The following is a 21480-nucleotide window of genomic DNA, read 5'->3' as shown; positions in this document are numbered from 1 at the left end:
GCTTCCTCCAATTCCGGAAAAACAATGGTTTCCTCCTGCCCAGATGCCGCTCGGCGCGACATTCGTCGTCCGCCAGGCATTTCCGTGGTTGCACCATTATTTCGACCTGCCCGAGATGGGTACGACGCTCTCGCCCGGGAGCAAGGGCATAGTATCCTGGGGCGGCCGCCTGCCTGCCAAGACGGCGATAGGGATTGCCCGCCTGCGCGGCCTGCCGCACTGGAATCTGGAAGACGGCTTCCTGCGCTCCGTTGGATTGGGCAAGAGCGGATCCATCCCCTTGTCGATCATCGCAGATGATCTCGGCTTGCCGGTCGATGCCGGCCTTTCCTCCCGTCTCGAGCTCCTGATCGGCGATCCCGTCCTTCAGCGCAATGCGGCTTGCGGGAAGACAATCCGCGAACTTTTGGTCGAGCATAAACTCTCGAAATACAACCACTTGCCGCACAAGCCCCCGAGAATTGAAAGCAGCACGCGGCGACGCCTGCTGCTTGTCGATCAGGTGGTTGGCGACGTCTCAGTGGGACGAGCGCTCGGAAGCGCTGCGTCTTTCGAACAGATGTTGCGCGACGCCGTGGCAAGCGGTGGTCAATGCCTGGTGCGCACCCACCCCGACGTCATGGCCGGGTACCGCAAGGGCTACCTGACGGAACTCGCCACCAGAACTGCGGGCGTCGTCTTCGTCGATGATCAGGTTTCGGTGGCCTCCATCCTGGATGTAGTGGACGAGGTCTGGACGGTATCGAGCCAATTCGGGTTGGACGCATTATTGCGCGGCCTGCCGGTACGCTGTTATGCTTTCCCGTTCTACGCCGGATGGGGCTTCACGCAGGACAATGCGAGCGAAGGTGCAAAGGCGGCGATTGCCCAAAGGCGCAAGGCTCGCCCGACCATCGACGAACTCGTCGAAGTGGTCTTCTCGCTCTATCCCTCCTACAGAGATCCGGCGACATGGCAGCCGATCCATGTCTTGCAGGCTATCGATCTGCTAGTGGAGGAGATGACAGCTCGGTGATCGATAGGGTAGACGAGAGTTCATTTAGAAACATAGGGCATCTTCTGCGAAGCAACGTTCAACCTCAAACCCGGGAAGACTATCGTCGGCCGGTGGTTGCCCTTCGGTAGGGCGTGCGCACGCGTGACGATCTATGCCTCACAAAAAAACCATTTCCGCTCATCAGCCCCAACGGCGAGATTTGCAACGGTCCTGTCTTACATAGCTGTGCAAGCAGATATTTCCATATTTTCTATCGGCGTGAAGGGTTTGGGTCGTCTCCCTCAGTCCAGGCAAGGGCCAATCGAAGCTTGACCGTTGCTCGCACGCATGATTTTCGGCAAAAAAGGGAGTAGCATGATGTCCACTTTTAACGAAGTGCAAGCGCATAAGCGCGTGGTGTATACGTGTTTATTCGGAAAATATGAAGTTTTAAATGAGGTCACGCTAACGGGTGCAGACCGAGACATCCGCTATATCTGCTTCACCGACAATCCCGATCTTCGTTCAGATAGTTGGGAAATTATTCTGCTCTCTCAGAAAGGAATAGGCACCGCCCGCGAAAGCCGCAGTCCAAAACTGCGCCCACACCTCTATTTATCTGACTTTGATGAATCGCTCTATATCGACAATACAGTCCAACTTATGATCCCTGCGTCCGAAATATTCGACCGCTATCTCGGCGACCCCGAAGTGCCTTTGTCCTGCCTGCGTCATCCTTGGCGCGATTGCCTCTACGATGAGGCAGAAGAGGTTATCAGGGCCTCTATCGACGACGAAGCAAGAGTACGTGAACAAGTAGATGCCTATCGTGTGGCAGGGCATCCAGTTCATTCAGGTCTTTATGCCGGTACGTTTCTTTTACGCCGCCATATGGACCCCAATGTCATAGCACTTGGAGATCTCTGGTTTGAACATGTTCTACGTTACTCAGCGCGCGACCAGATCTCGCTACCTTTCTGTCTCTTAAAGACAAATTTACCGGTATTGTCGATAGATGAAGTCCTGGACGATAATCCACTATTCAAATGGCCATCCGCGGACAGACGAATTCCCTATGGCTTCGATGACAATGTATATCTTTGGCTCAATCGCGACGTGCGTGAGGCTGGCGTCGCCGCGCGACAGCATATGTTTGATTACGGCTACAAAGAAAACCGCACCTACCGTTATCATCCTCCGCTAGCACTGGAATTCTTAGCTAATAAATACAAATCTGACAAAGGAAGACTGTACTATAATCGTCACTTCTACACCAGGATATACGAATACTATTTGACGAAGCTACGAGAAGAGGAATTCACTCTTGTCGAAATCGGTCTGCTAGGTCACGATATGCAACGGCAGGGCCAATCCGGCACTTACGACAACGCACCCTCCTTATTTATGTGGCACGAGTACTTTTCGCGCGCCCAAATCCATGGAATAGATATAGCGGATTTTTCAGCTGTAAAACGCGACCGTGTCACTTTCTCGCAGGCTGACCAATCTAACCCTGTTCAGCTTGTTACAGCATTGGCAAACTGCCATCACCCTATCCGCGTTATTATTGACGATGCCAGCCACGCATCGCAGCATCAGCAAATCACTCTCGGCTGCTTGTTCCCCAAACTCGCAAGTGGGGGAATATATTTTATCGAAGACTTACATTATCAACCCCCACAGTGGGAAGACCCGTCCGCACCCAAGACTCGTGATCTACTCCGCGCACTGCAAAGGGGCGAATTGCCTACGACTCCATTTATCACTCCCGAGGTACTACGCGATATCAGTGAGAGCATTGTAGAAATTCAGATGTTCGATTCTATGGATTATGCTTTGGGTGCGAATTGTGCGGATGCTTTGGCCGTGATCATCAAAAAATGAAACTTAAGCAGAGGTGAAGTCGAGGCCTGTCTGCGCCTGAGAGGTCATTCCTGCAACAAGGTCGCGCGTTGCCTGTGCTGCGGCCTGCCTCCGCTTAGGGTTATCTATCAGTGCCAAAAGTGTATCACTCCATACTGTTGGGTCTTGAGGGAGACGGATTTCACCGCTTTTGTCTGGAAAACCATACGCTTCAGATACGGAAAAAAAACCCGCTGCGCCCGCCCGTGCTACGTCGATCCGCTTAGTCGAAGAACGGCAGTCATTAACCCGGGAGGGGCTGAGTGGCACCAGCATGATGTCAATCCGCCGCGTCAAGGCTTCGGCAAGATAGTCAGACCAGGACACCTGCTGGCGGAGTGTTACACGCTCCATACCCCGCCAAAGATGCGCGGAGGCCTTGCCAGCGAAGACCTCGAAGCGCACGTGCCGCCGGGCAGCCAGTACTTTCTTGACAATCGGTTGGATAAAGCGGTGTTCGTCCACGTGAACGGCTGTTGCGTGATATGCGATCAGCAATCCATCCTCGTCGGTGGATGTGTTCTGGTGCGGAACGTCCCATACATTTGCGGAGGGAGCAGGCGGCAGAACGCGCGCATGCGCGCTCTTCAGGCGATCGGCGAGCCTCGGCGTCGAGGCCCATACAATATCGAGATGCCGGTTGAGCCGCCGCAACGGCATCAGTCCCAGGGAGAAAAGGGATATTCGGTAGCCAATGGGTGCCTCACGGCCGGTTACGATTGCAGGGATATCATCATCCAGAAACAATCCTACCCCGGCAAGTTTTGAGCTCTTTTGCTCGATCCATTGCAATACAGTGGCGGAAGCATACCGGCAGAGAATGATGAAGGCTCCATCTGCATCAAGACTGCTGAAATCATTGCTGCAGATATCCACCATTTGGTGTGGAGGCATGCCAGGCGCTGTAAGGCGAGCGGCAAAATAATAGTCGGATGTTGGATTCGGATGACGCCCAAAGAGGATGATGTGACGAATTGGTTTACGGGGGGCACCTGTCGCGCCAGCGCGAAGCCGCGGCTTCGGCAAGGCCAGCGTAAGCATCCGTCTAAACCGGTCGTCATGCATTGTTGCAGGCCCTTGCTTCGTTCGTTACCGGCGGGTTCGTATCAGCCGTACACTCGTCTTGATCCTTGCAATAGGATGCACCCGCGCATGAGTCAAAGCGCGCTTGTCACATTAACTTTGGCTGTAAAGCGCTCTTTTCGTATCATCAGCGTCGTAACCGGTGACGGTGAGACAATCACCGCACTTACCGATGATGGCATCGATGAGCTTAGCCAAATACTCTCAGATGCGCGCCGTTCGCCCGAAGCCTGGATCGACTTTCTCCACTGCTTCGTCGATGACGAAGAACTCATCGCGCGCGTCAAGGCGAAATCTCCGCAGTAACAACCAGTCGACCCGCAGCAGTCTCAGCGCCCTGAACCTTCTGAGCCGTCCGCGCAAGACCGTGCCGGCCATAGCAACGCATCCAGAAAAAGCCGGTTGTTGGTTCGCGGACCGAGTTTGCCCTTGGTCCCGCCGGGCACAAACGCCTTGCTCCCACTGATCATCCCGAAGAGCATCGCAATCCATCACTGACCTCCAAAAGCCAGTGTTGAATCTGATTTGAAACCATTTGGGAACCTCAAACCTTAAATCGTCACCGGCCTAGCTCAATCCGCACCTATAATTCCGTACTGTCCCAAATGCTGGCAACCACTAGCGCGCCGATTGACCAAAGGACAAGACATGCAAGGAAGACCAAAATCGTATCGATAAACACACGAGGGAAAAGGGAGTGTTCGGGCTTGAACGGAGGCACGACGACAACGAGATATAGTTGCTGTTTCTCCACATTGCGCCTCGCTTCTTCATAGCTGGCGCGGGCCAGTGTATAGATCTGCTCCGCAAACTCCTGCCGCAGCTTCAACAGCTCGAAATCCTTGAGTTGCATGGATGCGGACGAGGTATTCCGACCCGTCAACATGTTTTCCAGATCCCGGATCTGGTTGTTCATGACATCGAGACGAGACTGAATATAGCGGTCACCCGGACGGCCTTTGACGCCTGTCGCGTCCGACACGGCCAACTGACTTTCCAACTGTATCTTCTGGAGGGTTAGCGCGGAAATCAGCGTCGTTATCTGTTTGGCCCGTTCCACGGGATCGATGGAACGCGTGGTCTGCTGCAAGGTCAGCAACTGCAACCGGGCATTTGCCAGTTCGGTCATGCTGCGGGCGACTTCCTCTTGCGCCCGTCGCAGGGCATCCCCCCTGCTGCGCCGGGAAATATCGTTGATCAATGCCTCACTCGAGGCGATCAGTTTCTGCGCAAGGGAAAACGCATCCTCGGGGGTATAGCCTTTCACTTTAAGTGTCAGGATATTGGACACGGTATCCACCGAAGCGGTGACTTTGCTGCGCCAATAATCCACGATTTCCTCGACGTAGTCGTCGGAATCCAACCGCGAGAGGCGGTCGATCGTAGGCTTTTCGTAATATTCGGCCAGGGTCGCGCGACCGCCAACATCCTCTATGGCAGCACGGCTTTTAAGATAGTCGAGGATGATCCGCGAATCCTGGGTGGACGAACCACTTTGTCCCAATCCGAGCTTGCCGATGATCGAGCTGGCGCCCCCCGACAAGCCTGACGACTTGGCGGTGTTATCCAGAGCCGCGCGGACCGTCAGCTTTGTTTCGGCAACATAGACGTCCGAGGCGATGAGGGAATAATAGAGAAAGGCGATCAACGGAGGGAAGGCAACAAAGAGCAGAAAGCTGCGAACGAGCAATCGGCCGGCGCCGCCGCCGCTGACCGTCTCCTCCCTGTCATTAGCACCGCGACCCAGAACATATTCGCCAGTCGATTTTTTGAAGCGAAAACCGGACAGACGCCGTGCGACCGTTGTCAGAGCCGATTTTCCACCGTTGTCATTTTTTTCCCGTTCCTGAGGCCGGGAGTCGCTCCGGACGGCGGCCATGCCGTCTGTCTCATGGTCGGTCGAGGTCGCTGCAAGTCCATGACGGCGGGTTTCCTGCTGCGTTTCCATTTACCTATTTTCCGCTGAAAGCCGGGAGGCGCCAACCTTGTCCCGCTCGAAGGCAATTTTGAGACCCGCCTCAACGGCTTCACATGCAAACGAGTAGAGTGCGATATCCTCGTCCAACAAATCCGCAACGAGGCCAACTTCGGCCAGAATGGCCGCCAGTTCCGAGGTGCCGGGCAGAGCGTCGAGCTGGCTGCCTTGCACAATGGTCGATTCCAGCGACTCATCCAGCATCGACGAAAACTCGTCAAAAAGCGGCCGCACGCCGACGACATCGAATTGCGCCAGATTGTCCAGCGCGACGCTCACATTGCGTCGCTGCAAGTCGGATTCCGGCGTGCCGCCGAGAACGGATGTCATCGGAGAACGAAACAGGCGCCGGCACTCCGGCGACATTTTCCGAAAGCCGGTGAGCACGGACTTGCGGTCTGAAAAGTCCATCTCCGAGATCAATTCCAGCACGTCCTGATATTTTTCAAGCGAGTGGTTCAAGGACTTGCGCGCCGGTTGTCTGGCCAGATGCGCGATGAAAAGCAATCGTTCCGCCAGATCCTCGAATGGATCCCGGAGCAACGCCGTCGTCACATACTCCTTTTCACGCGCAAGACTGCCGTGTCTGATCCAGTTGGGCTGTCCGGTAATGAAAATCGAGGATGCAGCCTTGTTCGCGATCAGCGCGCCGATCGTTTCGATAGGCAGGCGATCGACCACGGGGTAGGACAGTGCAAAAAACGCCATGATGCGGCGGATGATGCGGATCTGCGGGAACAGGGAGACATCGATCAGAAGAAGCTTTTTCTCCAGATGCCGGTTGGGATCCGGCCTTCGATAAATGGGAATGCCTGCGCTTGCATCGAAGATGGTAACGTCCACAATCTCCGAAAGATCTCCGACGTGCTGTTCATCGATGTGGAAGCCGGCAAGTCCGGTTGAATGCAGACCCAGGTCGCGAAGGTCGGTTCTCAGAACGTTCGCGGAAATCGATATGTCCGGCCGTCCCGGCACGCGCACAATAAAATCGGGAACGTCGCTCGGATTATCCGGAACGACCCAACCCGATATTGATGAACCACTGTCCTGATCGACGAAAAAATGCATGCTGAGCTCTTACGACGCCGTGTTGTCGCGCACAAGGATGGCGATACCGGCCACAAGCGCCCACGCCAGAAAAGACAGGAATATCACGGCGGTCCACATGAGCCCGCGCTGCGGATAAAGCGATTGCTCCGGCAACGTCGGCTGCACATAGACCATCAGGTAGGAGCGTTGCCGCTCGATCGTCAGTCGGGCGCTTTCATAGGCAGCCACCGCAAGCTTGTATTCGTTCTGCGCGATGGTCAAGCCCATCTGCCTGTCAGTCAGCACGCTTGCCTGGGCGGCAAGGGTGCTGCCGTCCTTGTCTCCGGCCGGACGGCCGGCCATGCGGTTTTCGTAGGTGGCAATCTGCCCTCGCAAGGCATCGGCACGCGCTTTCAGCGAAGTAAGTTGCGGCGTCGCCACATCATTGTTCCGGTTCGTCTCGATCTGCGTCTCTATCTTTGACAGCTCGATGTTGAGTTGGGTCAACAATTCGGAATAGCTGTTCGCCGCAAGCTCGACATCGAGAACCCCCGCAGCGATGCGCGCGTCCCGCATGGCGGTCACCGCATCCTCAAGTCGCTTCTTGGAAAGATCCAGCTCACGGGCGGCTTCCTGCAAAGAATTCTCGTCGTTGCGACGTGTCAGGCGATTGACCATCGTTTCCGAGATCCGGACGATTTCCTTTGCCAGCGCCAGGCTGTCCTGCGGAGAAAACGTCCGCACTTGCAAGGTGACAAGGCCGCTGCTCTGTTCAGCACTCAATTTTATCTGACCATTCCAGTAATTAACAAACTTCTCCATCGACATATTCTTGGGTGCCTCTGCGAGAACATCCCATGTGCCCGGCCTGAACATACGTCGAAGATCAAAAGTCTTCTCCAGTTCCTCGATAATGCTTCGACTTTTCACATACTGGGCAATGATTGCACCGTCGCTCGACTGACTCCCGCCGAGGATAGACGAAAGACCCGCAAGGGCCTCCAATCCGTTCTGCTGCCCGGAACTCACAGAAAAGCGCGCCTCCGATACGTACTGGTCAGTAGCCAAAACAAAGAAATACACCGCGCCGACTACAACCGGCAGCACAAAGAGACAAATGAAACTTCCAATAAAAAATCTTCTGTAAAACAGATCGGTACGTCGCGCACGAAATCCACCGCCACCGCTGGCAACAGGACGCGGAGTTCGAGCTGTCCGCGCGACGCGGCGCAACTCGATGGAAATTGCTCTTGACCGGGAAATAGACTTCATTTCCCTGAGTGCGCCGCCCGCCGACGTTGCTACGCTGTCCATAATTTCAGCAGCCTACTCGTTCAACTTATTATAAAGCTCGATGGCATCGTCGACATTCGAGTACTCATACATGATACCATGCGCAAGAACGACAACCCTGCTACAATAACTCCGAATGGTATCCATCGAATGAGATATCATTATGATATCCGAACGGGCTCGGCGGTTCGCAAACTCCTCGTTGCACCGCGCTTGGAAGCGCGCATCACCAACGGCTGTCACTTCGTCAATTAGATAGCATTCGAAGTCAATCGCCATGGAAAGACCAAACGCCAGCCTTTGCGCCATACCGGAGGAGTAGTTCTTGTATGGCTCGTCCATATACGCGCCGATCTCGGCGAAGTCTTCCACAAAAGCAACCGTTTTCCTCGGATCTTGGCCGTAAATCCGGGCGACGAACCGTACATTCTCCCTACCGGTCATCAACGGATGCAGCCCGCCTGCGAAACCAAGAGGCCACGATACGCGCCCTGAGCGCTTTATGCGGCCTGCATTCGGCAGTTCTGTGCCGGCGAGCATTCGCATCGTTGTCGACTTGCCGGCGCCATTGATGCCAAGAATTCCATAGGAGGTACCGGCCCGAAAATTCATTGAAACGTGATCAAGAATGATCTTCGTTCCGCTCTTGGTCCGAAAATACTTGAAAACCTCCGAAAGTCTTATCATGACGACAGAAGCTTTCCGCGCAGAAAGCGTTCACCCAGTAGGCCTAGAAAAAAAACTACTGCGGAAACTTTGACAAGATATGTCTTCGACAAAAATTCTGAATAATGGTCTTCATAATAGGCTGAGCGCAACCACTCTACACTCTGGAAAAGTGGATTATATGATATAATTGTCTGGATCTCGTAAGGCATCAGAGTAACATTCAATATTACACCTGACGTAAAATACATTATAATAACAGACAGCACAAATATGATATGCCACATCTTAAATATCGATGATGCAATATTATTAAAAAACCCAAAGGATATAGCGAGAAAAACGGTCACCAAAATGCCGGAAACAAGCGCATATTTATTTGCTGGAACGAGGTCTATACGGAGCAGAAAAGCCGAGAAAAAGAGCAAAACAACAACCACAGAAGCCGTAAACAGCTCGATCAGTGCTCGAGACACCATTATGTCTATTGCCCGGACGACCGGAAAAAAGAGCAGTGCACGATTTACCTCGATCGCCTGCCCCATCATTCTGGCAGGATAAAGACACAGGATGTATGGCAAAATTCCGGTAACGGCAAATACGACGGGGTCGCCCCCCATGTTAACAAAGCGGCGCCCATAAGCCATTGTTGACGCCATGATGACCAAATGGCTGAAAGGCCACATGATCGCCATGATATATCCAAGATGCGAGCGCCCGAAGCGAGTTCTCATATCTCGAAGCATAAGGGCGCCAATAATATTTAGTTTATTTTGCAGCATGGCGCCCTTTCGATTGACGTATTTATCACTTCTTGTCTTGATTAACGTCGAAATTAACATCGAAAGAAATTAGGCTAGACTTGAGCTTGAAAAAGTCTTTTCCCTGTCCTTTCGCGTATACGGTGAAAAACCGCTCAAAAGCATGCGCGAGAGATCCATCCACTTGGCCCATATCGATTCCAAAATCATCAGTTGTGAGATTAGATTCGAAAATTGGCTTCAACGTGTCGAAGTCGAACCAGAACATTGTTCCGGCGATAAACTCTCCGGTTCTATAACCGCCTGAGATGTCAAAACGCTTTGTGAGCAAGTTCAGCGGAGCAATGTTGCCATCAACGTATTTTTCAACACTCAGCGGCAGATAGGAGTCCTCTGGCGCTGCCATACCCATTCTCTCTTTGTGGAAGAAGCCCTTCTTTAGCTGATTTATGGCCTGTTTTGACAGAAGGCCGTCCAGCAGGTTCTTTCTCCAAATCGCCCCGTCGATCCTGTGGGTAGATTTTTTCGAGTGAATTTTACACGCGTATTTGTAGCCGTCATCTTTTATGAGTTGCCCGACCTTGAGGAAGGGATACACATCTCGCCCACAATTTTCCGCGATAAAGGCCTTTCTCGGATTCAATTTGTCCAACGCGGTACGCACCTCATCGGCGGACCAAAGCTCCGGAAAGCTTACGACAAGATCCAACCCTTTAGATTGTCGGACATCACTCAGAAAGCCAGCAAACTCATCTACAAGATCATAGTAGAAAAGGTGCAACATAACGACCTTTTCCTGCGGCGGTTGTGCCAGTGCATTATGCTCATTACAAATGTTCTGTATTTCGGTGCTGTCGATGCCGAATTCGCGAACGACGCTACGCAGCGCCGTCAGATAGCCATAACCGTGACGACGATCTGGCTCCAGATACGCTCCTTCCGCCCATTCATTCCAAGCATTCACAAACACGAAACGGGAGTCCGCGTTTTGGCCGCGTCCCGCACGTTGAAACGCCGCCTTGAGCCAGCGCCGAAACAGAGTAGGCGAGGTCCCTACGAACACGTCGCCCCGGCCAGGTTTTCTTGGTTCGGTATCCCAGCCAACCAGTGCTGCGGGATGAACCAGATTACCTTCAGAGACTGGAGCAAGATACTTATTCTCGATATTTTCGACAGCCCCCTGATATGAGAAGGCTGTTGTTGTCGCATTTTTGTCCAGCCTTGGTCCGCCGCCAACCTGCGGCGCGTGGACCCCGTGCGGTGGGAAATCGTAAGTTCCATCAACGCCACTCACGCTCGACGCCACGTTACCAAATGCCGACACACCAAGAATGTGCAAACCAGTCAAGCCGGATTCAAATGCGCGCTTTCTCCACATATCACTCATACGAGCAAAATCCGGGATCAAATCAGGGCGGTAGATGAGAAGAAGAGGCTTGCCGTCTACTCTGATGTAGCGCTCATCAGAAATGTATGGCAACCAATCCTGAAAAACAGCTTCACAATCTTCTTCCGAGTGATTTTGAGCTATCAGGATATCTGATTCAAGGCCATCCCACCGGCGGGTCCAGTTTTCATTCGCCCAGCATATACAGAAATTGATGTCGAGAGACTTGTTTTCCGCGAACATGTTCAAAGGACGTTCAAGCAGTCTCTTGCCATCAAACCAGTAATAATAAAAACAAAAAGCGTAAAGGCCATAGATCTTCGCCAGTTCCACCTGCCGCTGCATGGTCTCCAGGCAACGGAGATCATAGGAACCCAGTTCACCCGGCAGCCTTGGCTGGTAATGCCCGACAAAGCGAGGAATCGCCTTGGAAACATTGACCCATTCCGTAAACCCTTTGCCCCACCAGAGATCGTTCTCGGGAATTGGGTGCATCTGAGGCAAATAGAACGCTATGGTTTTAATGTCAAAGTGGACATCCCCGATAGGGTCTACAGCCATCCCGGCATACTCATGGTAAAATCTACCATCATCTGCCGTGTAGCTTCGCAAATTGTATTCATCTTCATAAATGCTTTGTATTGATAAATCGCTTTTTAACTGCGTCAAAGCGCTGACTTTTTCAGCTTTGGAGTTAAAGCCTTTAAAGGGCTCCCTGCCTTCATTCCGGCCGTAAAGCTGATAATGCATCGCTGCGGATAGGCCGCTGCTCACAACATCCGGATAAGCGCGGATATACCATGCCTCGTCAAAATAAGGCGCGCGGTTCTCTTTCTGGCCAAATCGGTGATAGTGTTCAAAAGGCAGAAATCTGCTGCCAACGACGTCCGGGTAGCTCTCCTTGTACCAATTATCCTCAAAAAGGGGGTGGGGGCGACGGCCCTCTTTGATGCCAAAGCGCATAAAGTGCCCCCAAGGGTCTACTTTTTTTGCGCTTACATCCTCATACACGGACAGGTACCACTCGGCATCAAAAGCCGGGTTTGGTTTTCCGTATTTAATCCGGGAAACCATCTTTGATAGAAGACTTACCTTGGTAGCGGCAACTTTACCTTTAAACAACTGCTCTCTCTCTTTGGATGCTGATTCGAGTGATACTTCCAAACGCTCTCGATTGGCGGCCTCAGCCTCAAGCTTATTTCTAAGTTCCGTTAATAGTACATCGCGCTCACCGAGCACTTCTTGCAACTGACTCTTTTCTTCGTCGATTTCAGTCAAACGTTTCCGCAACATATCTGATTCAGCACCAAGATCAGCCGCGCGTGCGGCCAAATCATTCTTTTCAATGTTACTTTCACCAATCACAGACTCGAGGTGTGCTCGATGTTGGTCAACTGAGGTCAAGTGTGCCCTCAAGGACTGAGCTTCCGCTTGGAATTCTGCCACCTGCGTTCTTAAGCTGCTTTTTTCCGCCTCGTTGGCCCTGATTTCCGTATGTGCGATAGCACAGACATCCCCTAAGTGCTTGAGCTGCCATTTTTGCGAACACATTACTCCCAACGTCGAAAAAGTCAGACGGAGTGTCGCTGACGCATCGTCGTCGTTCGCCATTCTGAAGAACGCCTGCAGGCTTTCATTCTGGTTTTCGCCAACCCCAAGTACGCCAAGGCCATGGCCGTGATTGAACTTGAAAGATGGATATTTTTCGGCAACCTCTTCGAAAAACTTGAAGACACCGAAGTTGTCGCGACGCACATTGGTATCGTGGAAAAGCACGATCGCCCGGTCTGACAGGAGCGGCAGCCATGTTTCGAAATCGTGTTTCACGGCGTCGTAAGTATGAAGCCCGTCGATATGAAGAAGGTCGATGCCGCCGTCTTCAAAGTATGAACACGCATCATCGAACGTGGAACGGACCAGGGTCGAGAAAGACATATACTTGCGGCTATTCGTGTCTGACACACTTTGGAAGATGTCCTCACCATAATGGCCTGCGTGCTCATCGCCCTGCCACGTATCGATAGCATAGGCGGCAGTAGACAGATTTAGCCTTTCTATCGCCTGGCAGAACGCGAAATAGGAAGCGCCTGCGTGCGTTCCGAGTTCCACGAACTTGCGCGGGCGGTGCATCGCCGTCAGCCAGAAGGCGAAAGGAATATGCTCCGGCCAGGCCGACACAACCGTTATCTCAGGCATCCAGAACATGGCAGGGTGCCATAGTTCAGCTACGGTTTTTAATGTCGAAGCCACTTGGTCGAAACTCCAGGATCAGATCTTGTTTTAACGGTCTAAGACGCAGGGATTGCCTCGGCACACCACAGGTCGCTAGGCGATTTTATCGTCCGCCAGTTTTAGCAGATACTTGCCATAGGCGGTCTTGGAAAAAAGCTTTCCATATTCGATCAGCTTGTCGCGGGAAATCCAGCCGTTGAGATAGGCGATTTCCTCGATGCAGGCCACGCTGGTGCCCTGACGATGCTGAATGGTGCGAACAAACTCCGACGCCTCGAGCAGGCTGTCATGGGTGCCGGTATCCAGCCAGGCATAGCCGCGCGACATGCGCTCGACGAAGAGAGTGCCTTCTTCCATGTAGATCCGGTTGATATCGGTGATCTCGTATTCGCCGCGCGCCGACGGCTTCAAATCGCGGGCATAGTTGACCACCTTGTTATCGTAAAAATAAAGGCCGGTTACCGCCATGCTGGATTTTGGCTTTGCCGGCTTCTCTTCCAGCGAAAGTGCCTTGCCCGATGCATCGAGCTCGACAACGCCGTACCGCTCCGGATCGTCCACCTCATAGGCAAAAACCGTCGCACCGTTCTTTCGCTCTCGCGCATTGGCCAGAAGGGTGCTGATACCTGCTCCGAAAAAGATATTGTCACCCAGAACCAACGCGACATCGTCGCTGCCAATGAAATCGGCGCCGATGGTAAAGGCTTGCGCAAGGCCATCCGGGCTCGGCTGCTCGGCATAAGTCATGTTCAGGCCCCAGCGCGAACCGTCGTCGAAAAGACGCTTGTAGCTTTCGATGTACTCGGGAGAAGAGATGATCAGGATATCACGGATATGCGCCAGCATCAGAGCCGACAAAGGATAATAGATCATCGGCTTGTCGTATACCGGAATAAGCTGCTTGTTCACGGCCAGTGTCGCCGGATGAAGCCGTGTACCCGAGCCGCCGGCAAGAATGATGCCCTTCATGAAATGCTCTCCGCAGAAATGGTTCTTCTCTGGTCGAGTTCGGCCAGCGTTTCAGTGAGTGCCTCCGTCCATGACCGTGGCCGTATGGCATAATCTCTTACGAGTTTTCCGACATTCAGCACGGAATTGGCCGGACGCTTGGCCGGCGTGGGGTAATCCGCCGTCGTGATGCCCTCGACATCCGGCGCCGCATAACCGCCGGCCGCACGCTGACGGAAGATTTCGCGCGCGAACCCGCACCACGTCACCGGGCCTTCGTTCGAGAAATGATAGGTTCCCGCCGGCGCCTGGGGATCGGCAATCATCCGCAATGCGATCGTCGCCAGCGTAGCGGCGATATCGCGCGCCGCAGTCGGGCAACCGTGCTGGTCGTCCACGACGCGCAGAAACGGACGGTCCGCGGCAAGCCTCAGCATGGTTTTCACAAAGTTGTTGCCGTGGGCGGAAAAAACCCAGGACGTCCGCAGGATCAGGTGACGCTGATTCCCCGTGCGAACGGCCAGTTCACCAGCCGCCTTAGAGGCCCCATAGACGCCGACAGGATCAATCGGATCATCCTCGCTGTAAGCCCCTGCCTTCGTTCCATCGAAGACATAGTCGGTGGAAACGTGAAGCAGCGGAATGCCGGCCTTACGGGTCGCGGCCGCCATTGCTGCGACAGCAAGCGCATTGATCTTCCAGGCGGTTGTGAGATCGTTTTCCGCCTTGTCGACGGCGGTATAGGCTGCCGGATTGATAACGGCATCGAAGCCGCCATTGCCGATGAAAGCCTCGATCGCATCGGCATCCGCAAGATCGAGCTCGTTGCGCGTTGCAGCAACGATTTCAGTGCCTTCCGGCCAGGTATAAAGACAAAGTTCCCGGCCGACCTGACCGGTCGCACCTGTGACGAGTATCCGCATGATAGAGTGCGCCCTCTCAAATTTCCAAAAGAGTGAGCGGCGTGCCGTCATAGTCGAATGGACTGTCGAAGTCCGACAACTGCGGCTGCTTCTCATCCTTGGGGCTAAGGAGCGGCTTGACACCTGCGGGCAGCGGCCAGTCGATGTTAACCTCAGGATCGTTCCAGGCGATGCCACCATCATTGGCGGCCGCATAAAAATCCGTCACCTTGTAGGTTACTTCCGTCGAAGGCTCCAGCGTTACGAAACCGTGGGCAAAACCAACCGGAATATAAAGCTGCCGACCATTCTCAGCTGACAGCTCTGCGCCCACCCACTTGCCAAAGGTCGGGGAATTGCGCCTCACGTCCACTGCGACATCAAAAATCTTTCCGCGAATGCAACGAACCAGCTTGGCCTGAGCATGGGGAGGAGTCTGGAAATGCAAGCCTCTCAACGTTCCGACGGGAACGGAGAGAGAATGATTGTCCTGCACAAATTCATCCGTAATGCCAACTTCCGAGAATTTATTTTTGTTGTAGACTTCGCTAAACCATCCGCGATCATCACCGAAACGCTTCGGGTTGATCAGCAACACTTTCAATGACATAAGTCCACCTTGTTCAGAATTGTTAACGGCAAGGTTAGCACGAACGACTGAAATTGGTCCAGTCTCGATTGCCGTAGGTAACCAATTATGCCAGACATGCGCCCGCTTGGCATTGACATCCGCGTCCTTGCGCGCAGGTGGCTGCCCCTGGCTGGCGGGTAAAGAAGGTCGGAAACAGTTCTGCATGACCCTGGAAGCTTGCGACCCTTTTGTTGTGCTTGATGCCGACGCAGCCAGCCGTCTTTTGGATTGTCCGATCATCGTGGAAATAACGGACCCGGACAAGGTATTGGGGCGCGTCGCAAGAATTTGTCTTCACAGGCAGGACCGTGTTCCAGCCGTTCTCATTCGCCATATACTTCTCGACGACCAGGGACGTGGACGCTTTTACACCTGGGCACCGAACGGCTTCTGTCGACTTACAATTGCACCTGGCCGGGCAGCGGCGATATCGGGGAGAAGACCCAAAGTTAAAGTACAGCGGATATCCCGCGCCAGGCTGGCGATACTCGGTGCGCTCAGGGCTCCGCTCACGGCGTTTCGCGCCCTTAAGCTTCGTCTCGGCGGGAACGTCAAGGGGTTCGAATACCGTTTCGCCCGGCTTTACGAAGCTCTCAACGCGCCCTCCTATTCAGCCTGGATGAAAGCTCAGGCAGAAACACAGCTGACCATATCTCCCGGTTTTTTTACCCGCGACACGGCACCGCCGCCTGTATTTGTCTCCATCAGTGGCGGCAATACGGTTCAGATCGAGGCAACCCGCCGGTCGCTTGCGCAACAGTCCTATGCAGATGTCCGGGAAGTTCCGGCCGAAGAGCTGCCCGCAATCGGAGCGGAGTTCCAAGGTTCGGCTTACTGGATGCGACTTCCTGCCGGCATGCAGATGGGCGAGACTGCGATCGCCCAGATGATGCGGCCCCTGCTGGATGATCCGACGCTTGCCGCCGCCTATTGTGACGAAGACCAGATCGACGCCCATGGCCGGCGTTTCGCGCCTTTCTTCAAGCCCGCATGGAATCCGCCGCTTGCCGAGACCGGCTGGCTGGCGCCGGACGGAGCACTCATCCGATTGGACGCTCTGCAAGACATCCCCGACCTGCATGGAATCGAACCGGGCATGCTCCTGATTGCCGCATCCCGGCATGGACAAATCGTCCATGTACCGCGCGTGCTGATACAGCGCAGCACAGCCCGACGCCCGGCCACTCCATCAAAACCGAAAAATCCCCGCACGCAGACCAAAGTCAGCGTCATTATTCCGACGCGCGACCGGGCCGAACTGCTTTCCGCTTGCATTGAGGCGCTGTTCCGCACCACCCGCGCGGACGACCTCGACGTGATCGTCATCGACAACGAAAGCCGCGAGCCGGAAACAGAGGCGCTCTTCGCATCCTATGCAGAAGACCATCGTTTCCGCCGGCTGCCGCTGCCCGGTTCGTTCAACTTTTCCAAGGCTTCCAATCTGGGCGTGGAACATGCGCGCCACGAGTTGGTCCTCCTTCTCAACAACGATATCGATCCGATCGGACCCGGATGGCTCGATCAACTGGTGGCAGAACTGGATGACCCCCGCATTGGTGCCGCCGGAGCCCTGTTGCTGTTCCCGAGTGGTTACGCCCAGCATGCAGGAGTCACGCTCGGCGCCGGATCGGTAGCCCGGCACACGTTTCACTTCCGGCATCCTGATGCGGGCGAAGATTTCGGCCTGATGCAGCAAAGACAGGAGATGAGCGCGGTGACCGCAGCCTGCCTGCTGACGCGTCGAAGCCTTTGGTTGCAGGTGGGCGGCATGGACGAGGAAGGTCTTGTCGTTGCCTTCAACGATGTCGATTATTGTCTGAAACTGCGGGCGATCGGGAAGGGCATCATGTGGACACCGCATGCGCGGCTGTTCCACCACGAATCTGTGTCGCGCGGCGCCGACGATACGCCGGAGAAACTGGCGCGTTTTGCGGCTGAAGAAAAACACATGCATGAACGCTGGGGCAGCGCATTGCTGGCGGATCCGTTTTACAATCCCAATCTTTCACTGACTGCCGGCGACCACGTGCTTGATGCTGCGCCACGCGACCTTTCGCCAAGGCTCCGGGAACTGCAACTGCCTGTCCGGCACGAAGACGAAGACAAAACTGAGGCAAGCGAAAGGGCCGGCGAACGAATGCCCCGGCCCTTCTAAAGAGTCGGATTCGAAAAGACATCAATAAATATAGTACCTTACGAGCCGCCTGGTGAGCATTCGAACGTGAACGATCATGATCCAGTCCTCGGCTGAGGCGATTGATTTTTCGAAGTCCTTAGCCAGTCTCTCCTGCATCTGCCGAGCAAAGGTTCGCTCATTTGCAGTACCAAAGCACGGCCCACAGGATCACGCCCTCCGCGAAAATGCCGCCACTTGAAATCGTCCATTGAAAATGCTGCCGCAAAAAATCCACGCCAGATCGCGCAATTTTCAAGTTTTTGCAACAGGGCCTTTTGATGTCTTTTCGATACCGACTCTCAGACTGAGGTGCTGGATATCGGGGAAGTGTTGCCGATTAGCATTAGTGGGTTCCTTAAACTCTTTGACATAATTCTGATCCAGAAAGGAACGGGGATGCGCTCTTGATCGGCAGCCCTCGCTAAGCTAGTCATGCTGGCGAAATCCCGTGAGACACCTTGGCGATCAAGGCTGAAAGTTGAAGTGAATGCGACCTCTTATCCGATTTTTACTCCTGTCAGGTACAGCATCGTCGCTTTTGGTGTTGTCCTCCTGCACCGGCCTGCCGAGTTCTGGGCCAAGTGCTGGGACCATTCAATCGGGCTCTAAGGCCGCAGAAACCCCATACGTCCTGATACCGGTATCGCAGGCTGTTGCAGATTCGCTTGCGCGCGTGCAGGAGCGACCGTTATCGGCCGCATTCGGTGCGGCACGCCGGCAAAGCTCGTCGCGCATCGGCGTCGGCGATGCCGTGACCGTGTCGATATGGGAAGCCTCGGAAAATGGACTGTTCTCAGCTGGCTCCAGCCAGCAAGGGAGCGCTCAGATCCCCGTCCAGCTTGTTTCGGAAAATGGAACGATCTCGGTCCCGTATGCAGGGACCATTAAGGTTGCTGGCCAGAGCCCTGAAGCCGTCAAGGTGACGATTGAGAAGGCTTTGAGCAGGATGGCCGTCGAGCCTCAGGTGCTCGTCAATGTTGTCAAGAACAACTCGAACACTGTTACCGTGACGGGTGAGGTTGCGGCGAGCGGCCGTATTCCGCTGACGCCCGGTGGAGAGCGCCTGCTCGATATTATTGCGACCGCAGGCGGTCCGCGGATGGAGTTGCATCAGTTGGCCGTGCAGATCACACGTGGTGTGAAAACCGAAACCATCCCGATGGAGCAGCTCATTTCGGACCCGCGTGAAAACATCTACGTTCAGTCGAACGATGTCGTCACGCTTATCCGACAGCCGCGGAGTTTCACCGTTTTCGGAGCAGCGAACGCCAACGCCTCGGTTCAGTTCGACGAGTCACAGCTCTATCTCAACCAGGGTCTGGCTAAGGTTGGCGGCCTCAACGACGAAAGAGCAAACGCCAAGGGTGTTTTCGTCTATCGCCAGGAACCGGTCGAACTCGTCCGTGCATTCGCCCCGAACGCACGGTCCGTGCATGGCGACGGCACGGTCAATGTCATCTATCAGGTGGATTTGAAGGACCCAAGCGGCTTCTTCATCCTGAAGAACTTCAAAATCAAGAACCGTGACCTGATCTACATTGCCAATTCGTCGCTCGCCGAAATCAGGAAGTTCTCGACGCTCGTGAGCACGACCGTGGCGCCTGTTGCCCAAGGTGCATCGTTTGCTTCGAATATCAATGATTTGAGCAAATAAGTATCCGCGGCTTTGCCCTACGCGATTCACACATTGTTCGGAGTTTCCAACCGGACAGCATTGCTTTGAGGGATTGCAGGCCTTGGATCATGACCATTGGGCCTGGCTTTCCACAATGGCCCGTCCACCCTCCGAGCCGCGCGCACATTCTCCCGAATCATTCCGGGTGAATGAATCAGACTTTCGTCAACCGCAAAACTCCGTTAACCCCAGTTCCTGGCCCTAATTAAGGCCCGCGGCGGCGACTTGACCGATGCGTTCAGTCATGATGTCGAGGCCGATATCATCGGGATCAAAGCCGTGCCCTGACGGCCTCGCGATGTTCGGGGCGGGGGCCCTGCCGCCGCCTTCAGGAAAGCTGGATGCCAGATGTTCTCCGGCATCTGCGCGTATCGCTCGCCCTCGCAAGGCTCGGCACCGTCGCGTTATCGCCGTGTAGGCTGAAAAGGCAGACGATGCCGTAGACGGCGACCTACCGGCCCGGCTTCTTTTTTGCCGCCGGCAACAAGCCTTCGCGCTGCATCTGCTTTCGAACGTTCTTGCGTTGACGGCTGATCGCCTCGGACTTCTGGCGCGCCTTTTTCACTGACGGCTTCTCATAGGCTTCCCGCAAACGCATTTCGCGGAAGACGCCCTCGCGCTGGAGCTTTTTCTTCAGCACGCGAAGCGCCTGATCAACATTGTTGTCGCGAACCAATACCTGCATTTGAAACCTTTCGACGTTTGCAGTCCTGAATAGGGCCGGCGCAATCTATCCCTTTCGCTGAAATTTGCTAGCCGGGTGACGCCATCATTTTTCGCGATATTCAGCAGCGGCTAATTAGACTAAAGTCGCATCGCTGAAGATCGCGACAGACGATCGACGCACAGCTCTGATGTTGTCGTCCTTGGGAGGGATACCGATGCAACATTTTATCACCGCCATACCACCACAAGATATCACACTGCTGCAAACTGTTCTCGATGCCTGGTGCAGCCAAAACAATATGCCTCGAAGCAAAGCGGACAACGAGGCGAAGATCTTGATCGCCGAATACAAACGCGGCGTCCGGTCGCAAATCGGCCTGGTCGATGCACTGGTGGCGAGAGAAAAGCATTAGTGATCGGCTGCTGAGCCGCGGCGGGTTGTCACCGGGGCATGGTCGTGAGCCGTTCAGCTTACCCAATCATTCCAACAGATGTTCCTTGACGGTCTTCGCCATCTTGCCGATAGCGAAACCGTCAGCCGGAATGCGGCGGGCCTTTTAGCACCCAACCCTTTGGCCCAGCCCTGCACAGGGAGGCACTGTTTGGCCCGGTTGGGGCTTCGATCGACGCGGCCAGCTACCGTAGGACAATCACTCCTTCGGAGTCTGCTGGTCCTCGACCATCAGCCGGTTGATTTCGGTTTCGAGGTCAAAGGGCCGTTCGGGTGCCGGTCCGCTCGGATCCTGGATGTTTTCTACCACAGGAGCAGCGGCCCGGACTTGCCGCTTGGCAGATCGTTCGCTGAGAAGGGAGCGGTAGCGCCTGGCAACCTCCGGCATCTCGATGTGCCCGGCGATCCATTCTTCGATCCAGGCATGGAAACGGTCGTCCTGTTCAACGGCGTGCCCAGCCTCACGCGCCCGTTGAAATGCATTCTCCGCCGCTCGTCGCCTGATTTCAGCTGACATGTAACCCTCGCGCTGCAGTTTCGCCTGCTGGAACATAGGCGTGGCCGTTGCGATTTCCACTGCCACGCCTCCATTCCCGCACCAACTGGTGCTTTCGTCAGTGCGTGCGGTAAAAGTGTGGCCAGCGTGTGATCGCCTTCGGGTGTCGATCAAGAGACCTCGTCGCATGGACATGTGCGAACAAGGGCAACGGCCACCACGGGGAGCGAG

The 21480-nt window shown here is 54.5% G+C and carries 18 protein-coding genes and 2 pseudogenes; 6 read left to right on the top strand and 14 right to left on the bottom strand.

Annotated elements, in window-relative coordinates; translation table 11 throughout:
• The first annotated feature begins 43 nt into the window (after positions 1-43).
• Both ACSQ2W_RS20245 and ACSQ2W_RS20240 read left to right on the top strand, forming a co-directional pair.
• Positions 44-1015 carry a capsular polysaccharide export protein, LipB/KpsS family gene (locus tag ACSQ2W_RS20245; protein ID WP_436088941.1) on the top strand — a complete coding sequence of 324 codons (972 nt, stop codon included), beginning with the start codon at positions 44-46 and terminating at the stop codon, positions 1013-1015.
• Positions 1016-1354: 339 nt separating this feature from the next.
• The gene (locus ACSQ2W_RS20240) at positions 1355-2860 is read left to right on the top strand and encodes a glycosyltransferase domain-containing protein (RefSeq protein WP_436088033.1); all 1506 of its coding nucleotides are present in this window, start codon (positions 1355-1357) and stop codon (positions 2858-2860) included.
• Positions 2861-2863: 3 nt separating this feature from the next.
• On the opposite strand, the gene ACSQ2W_RS20235 is transcribed toward ACSQ2W_RS20240, so the two are convergent.
• On the bottom strand, positions 2864-3919 hold the full coding sequence (locus ACSQ2W_RS20235) for a hypothetical protein (RefSeq protein ID WP_436088032.1): 1056 nt from the start codon (positions 3917-3919) through the stop codon (positions 2864-2866).
• A gap of 111 nt (positions 3920-4030) precedes the next feature.
• Between ACSQ2W_RS20235 and ACSQ2W_RS20230 the strand changes: the two genes are divergently transcribed.
• Positions 4031-4267, top strand: a complete 237-nt coding sequence (locus tag ACSQ2W_RS20230; protein WP_436088031.1) for a hypothetical protein — start codon at positions 4031-4033, stop codon at positions 4265-4267.
• 56 nt (positions 4268-4323) lie between these two features.
• Here ACSQ2W_RS20230 and ACSQ2W_RS20225 read toward each other — a convergent pair.
• The 10 genes and pseudogenes from ACSQ2W_RS20225 to rfbC all read right to left on the bottom strand — a co-directional run.
• Positions 4324-4453 (bottom strand): annotated as a pseudogene (locus tag ACSQ2W_RS20225) (IS5/IS1182 family transposase); the annotation flags it as partial.
• Between the two features lie 91 nt (positions 4454-4544).
• The gene (locus ACSQ2W_RS20220) at positions 4545-5909 is read right to left on the bottom strand and encodes a hypothetical protein (protein ID WP_436088030.1); all 1365 of its coding nucleotides are present in this window, start codon (positions 5907-5909) and stop codon (positions 4545-4547) included.
• Positions 5910-7004 carry a hypothetical protein gene (locus ACSQ2W_RS20215; protein WP_436088029.1) on the bottom strand — a complete coding sequence of 365 codons (1095 nt, stop codon included), beginning with the start codon at positions 7002-7004 and terminating at the stop codon, positions 5910-5912.
• A gap of 9 nt (positions 7005-7013) precedes the next feature.
• Entirely contained in the window at positions 7014-8279 is a 1266-nt protein-coding gene (locus ACSQ2W_RS20210; RefSeq protein ID WP_436088028.1) for a hypothetical protein, read from the bottom strand.
• A 12-nt stretch (positions 8280-8291) separates the two neighbouring features.
• Positions 8292-8945: an ABC transporter ATP-binding protein gene (locus tag ACSQ2W_RS20205; RefSeq protein ID WP_436088027.1), complete on the bottom strand. Its 654-nt coding sequence runs from the start codon at positions 8943-8945 to the stop codon at positions 8292-8294.
• Positions 8942-9619, bottom strand: coding sequence for an ABC transporter permease (locus ACSQ2W_RS20200; protein WP_436088026.1), 678 nt, complete (start codon positions 9617-9619; stop codon positions 8942-8944). Before ACSQ2W_RS20200 ends, ACSQ2W_RS20205 begins: the two co-directional genes overlap by 4 nt.
• 112 nt (positions 9620-9731) lie before the next feature.
• A complete protein-coding gene (locus tag ACSQ2W_RS20195) occupies positions 9732-13322 on the bottom strand; it encodes a glycoside hydrolase family 99-like domain-containing protein (protein ID WP_436088025.1) in 3591 nt (1196 codons plus the stop codon).
• A 75-nt stretch (positions 13323-13397) separates the two neighbouring features.
• On the bottom strand, positions 13398-14273 hold the full coding sequence (gene rfbA / locus ACSQ2W_RS20190) for a glucose-1-phosphate thymidylyltransferase RfbA (RefSeq protein ID WP_436088024.1): 876 nt from the start codon (positions 14271-14273) through the stop codon (positions 13398-13400).
• Complete coding sequence (gene rfbD, locus ACSQ2W_RS20185) at positions 14270-15175, bottom strand: dTDP-4-dehydrorhamnose reductase (protein ID WP_436088023.1); 906 nt, start codon at positions 15173-15175, stop codon at positions 14270-14272. Before rfbD ends, rfbA begins: the two co-directional genes overlap by 4 nt.
• 16 nt (positions 15176-15191) lie before the next feature.
• Entirely contained in the window at positions 15192-15764 is a 573-nt protein-coding gene (rfbC, locus tag ACSQ2W_RS20180) for a dTDP-4-dehydrorhamnose 3,5-epimerase (RefSeq protein ID WP_436088022.1), read from the bottom strand.
• Here rfbC and ACSQ2W_RS20175 point away from each other — a divergent pair.
• Entirely contained in the window at positions 15739-17940 is a 2202-nt protein-coding gene (locus tag ACSQ2W_RS20175) for a glycosyltransferase family 2 protein (RefSeq protein WP_436088021.1), read from the top strand. The two genes, rfbC and ACSQ2W_RS20175, sit on opposite strands and share 26 nt — an antisense overlap.
• 21 nt (positions 17941-17961) lie before the next feature.
• Here ACSQ2W_RS20175 and ACSQ2W_RS20170 read toward each other — a convergent pair.
• A pseudogene (locus ACSQ2W_RS20170) lies at positions 17962-18089 on the bottom strand (IS5/IS1182 family transposase); the annotation flags it as partial.
• 359 nt (positions 18090-18448) lie between these two features.
• On the opposite strand from ACSQ2W_RS20170, the gene ACSQ2W_RS20165 reads away from it, so the two are divergent.
• Positions 18449-19615, top strand: a complete 1167-nt coding sequence (locus ACSQ2W_RS20165; protein WP_436088020.1) for a polysaccharide biosynthesis/export family protein — start codon at positions 18449-18451, stop codon at positions 19613-19615.
• A 472-nt stretch (positions 19616-20087) separates the two neighbouring features.
• Here ACSQ2W_RS20165 and rpsU read toward each other — a convergent pair whose 3' ends face one another.
• On the bottom strand, positions 20088-20321 hold the full coding sequence (gene rpsU / locus ACSQ2W_RS20160) for a 30S ribosomal protein S21 (RefSeq protein ID WP_436088019.1): 234 nt from the start codon (positions 20319-20321) through the stop codon (positions 20088-20090).
• Positions 20322-20517: 196 nt separating this feature from the next.
• Here rpsU and ACSQ2W_RS20155 point away from each other — a divergent pair, with 196 nt between their 5' ends.
• Positions 20518-20715 (top strand): hypothetical protein, encoded by a 198-nt coding sequence (locus tag ACSQ2W_RS20155; protein ID WP_436083513.1) that lies wholly within the window; start codon positions 20518-20520, stop codon positions 20713-20715.
• Between the two features lie 237 nt (positions 20716-20952).
• On the opposite strand, the gene ACSQ2W_RS20150 is transcribed toward ACSQ2W_RS20155, so the two are convergent.
• Positions 20953-21336, bottom strand: coding sequence for a hypothetical protein (locus ACSQ2W_RS20150; protein ID WP_436088018.1), 384 nt, complete (start codon positions 21334-21336; stop codon positions 20953-20955).
• Between the last annotated feature and the right edge of the window lie 144 nt (positions 21337-21480).

The organism is Pararhizobium sp. LjRoot255 (genome assembly GCF_964252905.1).
GTDB lineage: Bacteria > Pseudomonadota > Alphaproteobacteria > Rhizobiales > Rhizobiaceae > Pararhizobium.
The sequence above is the reverse complement of the archived record's forward strand: the minus strand, read 5'-3'. Positions and strand labels throughout refer to the sequence as shown.

What these genes read in the sequence shown, in the direction of transcription:
- ACSQ2W_RS20235 (WP_436088032.1), bottom strand. Translation starts at nt 3,919, where the DNA reads ATGCTTACGCTGGCCTTGCCGAAGCCGCGGCTTCGCGCTGGCGCGACA.
- rpsU (WP_436088019.1), bottom strand. Translation starts at nt 20,321, where the DNA reads ATGCAGGTATTGGTTCGCGACAACAATGTTGATCAGGCGCTTCGCGTG.
- rfbD (WP_436088023.1), bottom strand. Translation starts at nt 15,175, where the DNA reads ATGCGGATACTCGTCACAGGTGCGACCGGTCAGGTCGGCCGGGAACTT.
- rfbA (WP_436088024.1), bottom strand. Translation starts at nt 14,273, where the DNA reads ATGAAGGGCATCATTCTTGCCGGCGGCTCGGGTACACGGCTTCATCCG.
- rfbC (WP_436088022.1), bottom strand. Translation starts at nt 15,764, where the DNA reads ATGTCATTGAAAGTGTTGCTGATCAACCCGAAGCGTTTCGGTGATGAT.
- ACSQ2W_RS20240 (WP_436088033.1), top strand. Translation starts at nt 1,355, where the DNA reads ATGTCCACTTTTAACGAAGTGCAAGCGCATAAGCGCGTGGTGTATACG.
- ACSQ2W_RS20230 (WP_436088031.1), top strand. Translation starts at nt 4,031, where the DNA reads ATGAGTCAAAGCGCGCTTGTCACATTAACTTTGGCTGTAAAGCGCTCT.
- ACSQ2W_RS20205 (WP_436088027.1), bottom strand. Translation starts at nt 8,945, where the DNA reads ATGATAAGACTTTCGGAGGTTTTCAAGTATTTTCGGACCAAGAGCGGA.
- ACSQ2W_RS20210 (WP_436088028.1), bottom strand. Translation starts at nt 8,279, where the DNA reads ATGGACAGCGTAGCAACGTCGGCGGGCGGCGCACTCAGGGAAATGAAG.
- ACSQ2W_RS20165 (WP_436088020.1), top strand. Translation starts at nt 18,449, where the DNA reads ATGCGACCTCTTATCCGATTTTTACTCCTGTCAGGTACAGCATCGTCG.
- ACSQ2W_RS20200 (WP_436088026.1), bottom strand. Translation starts at nt 9,619, where the DNA reads ATGGCGATCATGTGGCCTTTCAGCCATTTGGTCATCATGGCGTCAACA.
- ACSQ2W_RS20155 (WP_436083513.1), top strand. Translation starts at nt 20,518, where the DNA reads ATGCAACATTTTATCACCGCCATACCACCACAAGATATCACACTGCTG.
- ACSQ2W_RS20215 (WP_436088029.1), bottom strand. Translation starts at nt 7,004, where the DNA reads ATGCATTTTTTCGTCGATCAGGACAGTGGTTCATCAATATCGGGTTGG.
- ACSQ2W_RS20220 (WP_436088030.1), bottom strand. Translation starts at nt 5,909, where the DNA reads ATGGAAACGCAGCAGGAAACCCGCCGTCATGGACTTGCAGCGACCTCG.
- ACSQ2W_RS20245 (WP_436088941.1), top strand. Translation starts at nt 44, where the DNA reads ATGCCGCTCGGCGCGACATTCGTCGTCCGCCAGGCATTTCCGTGGTTG.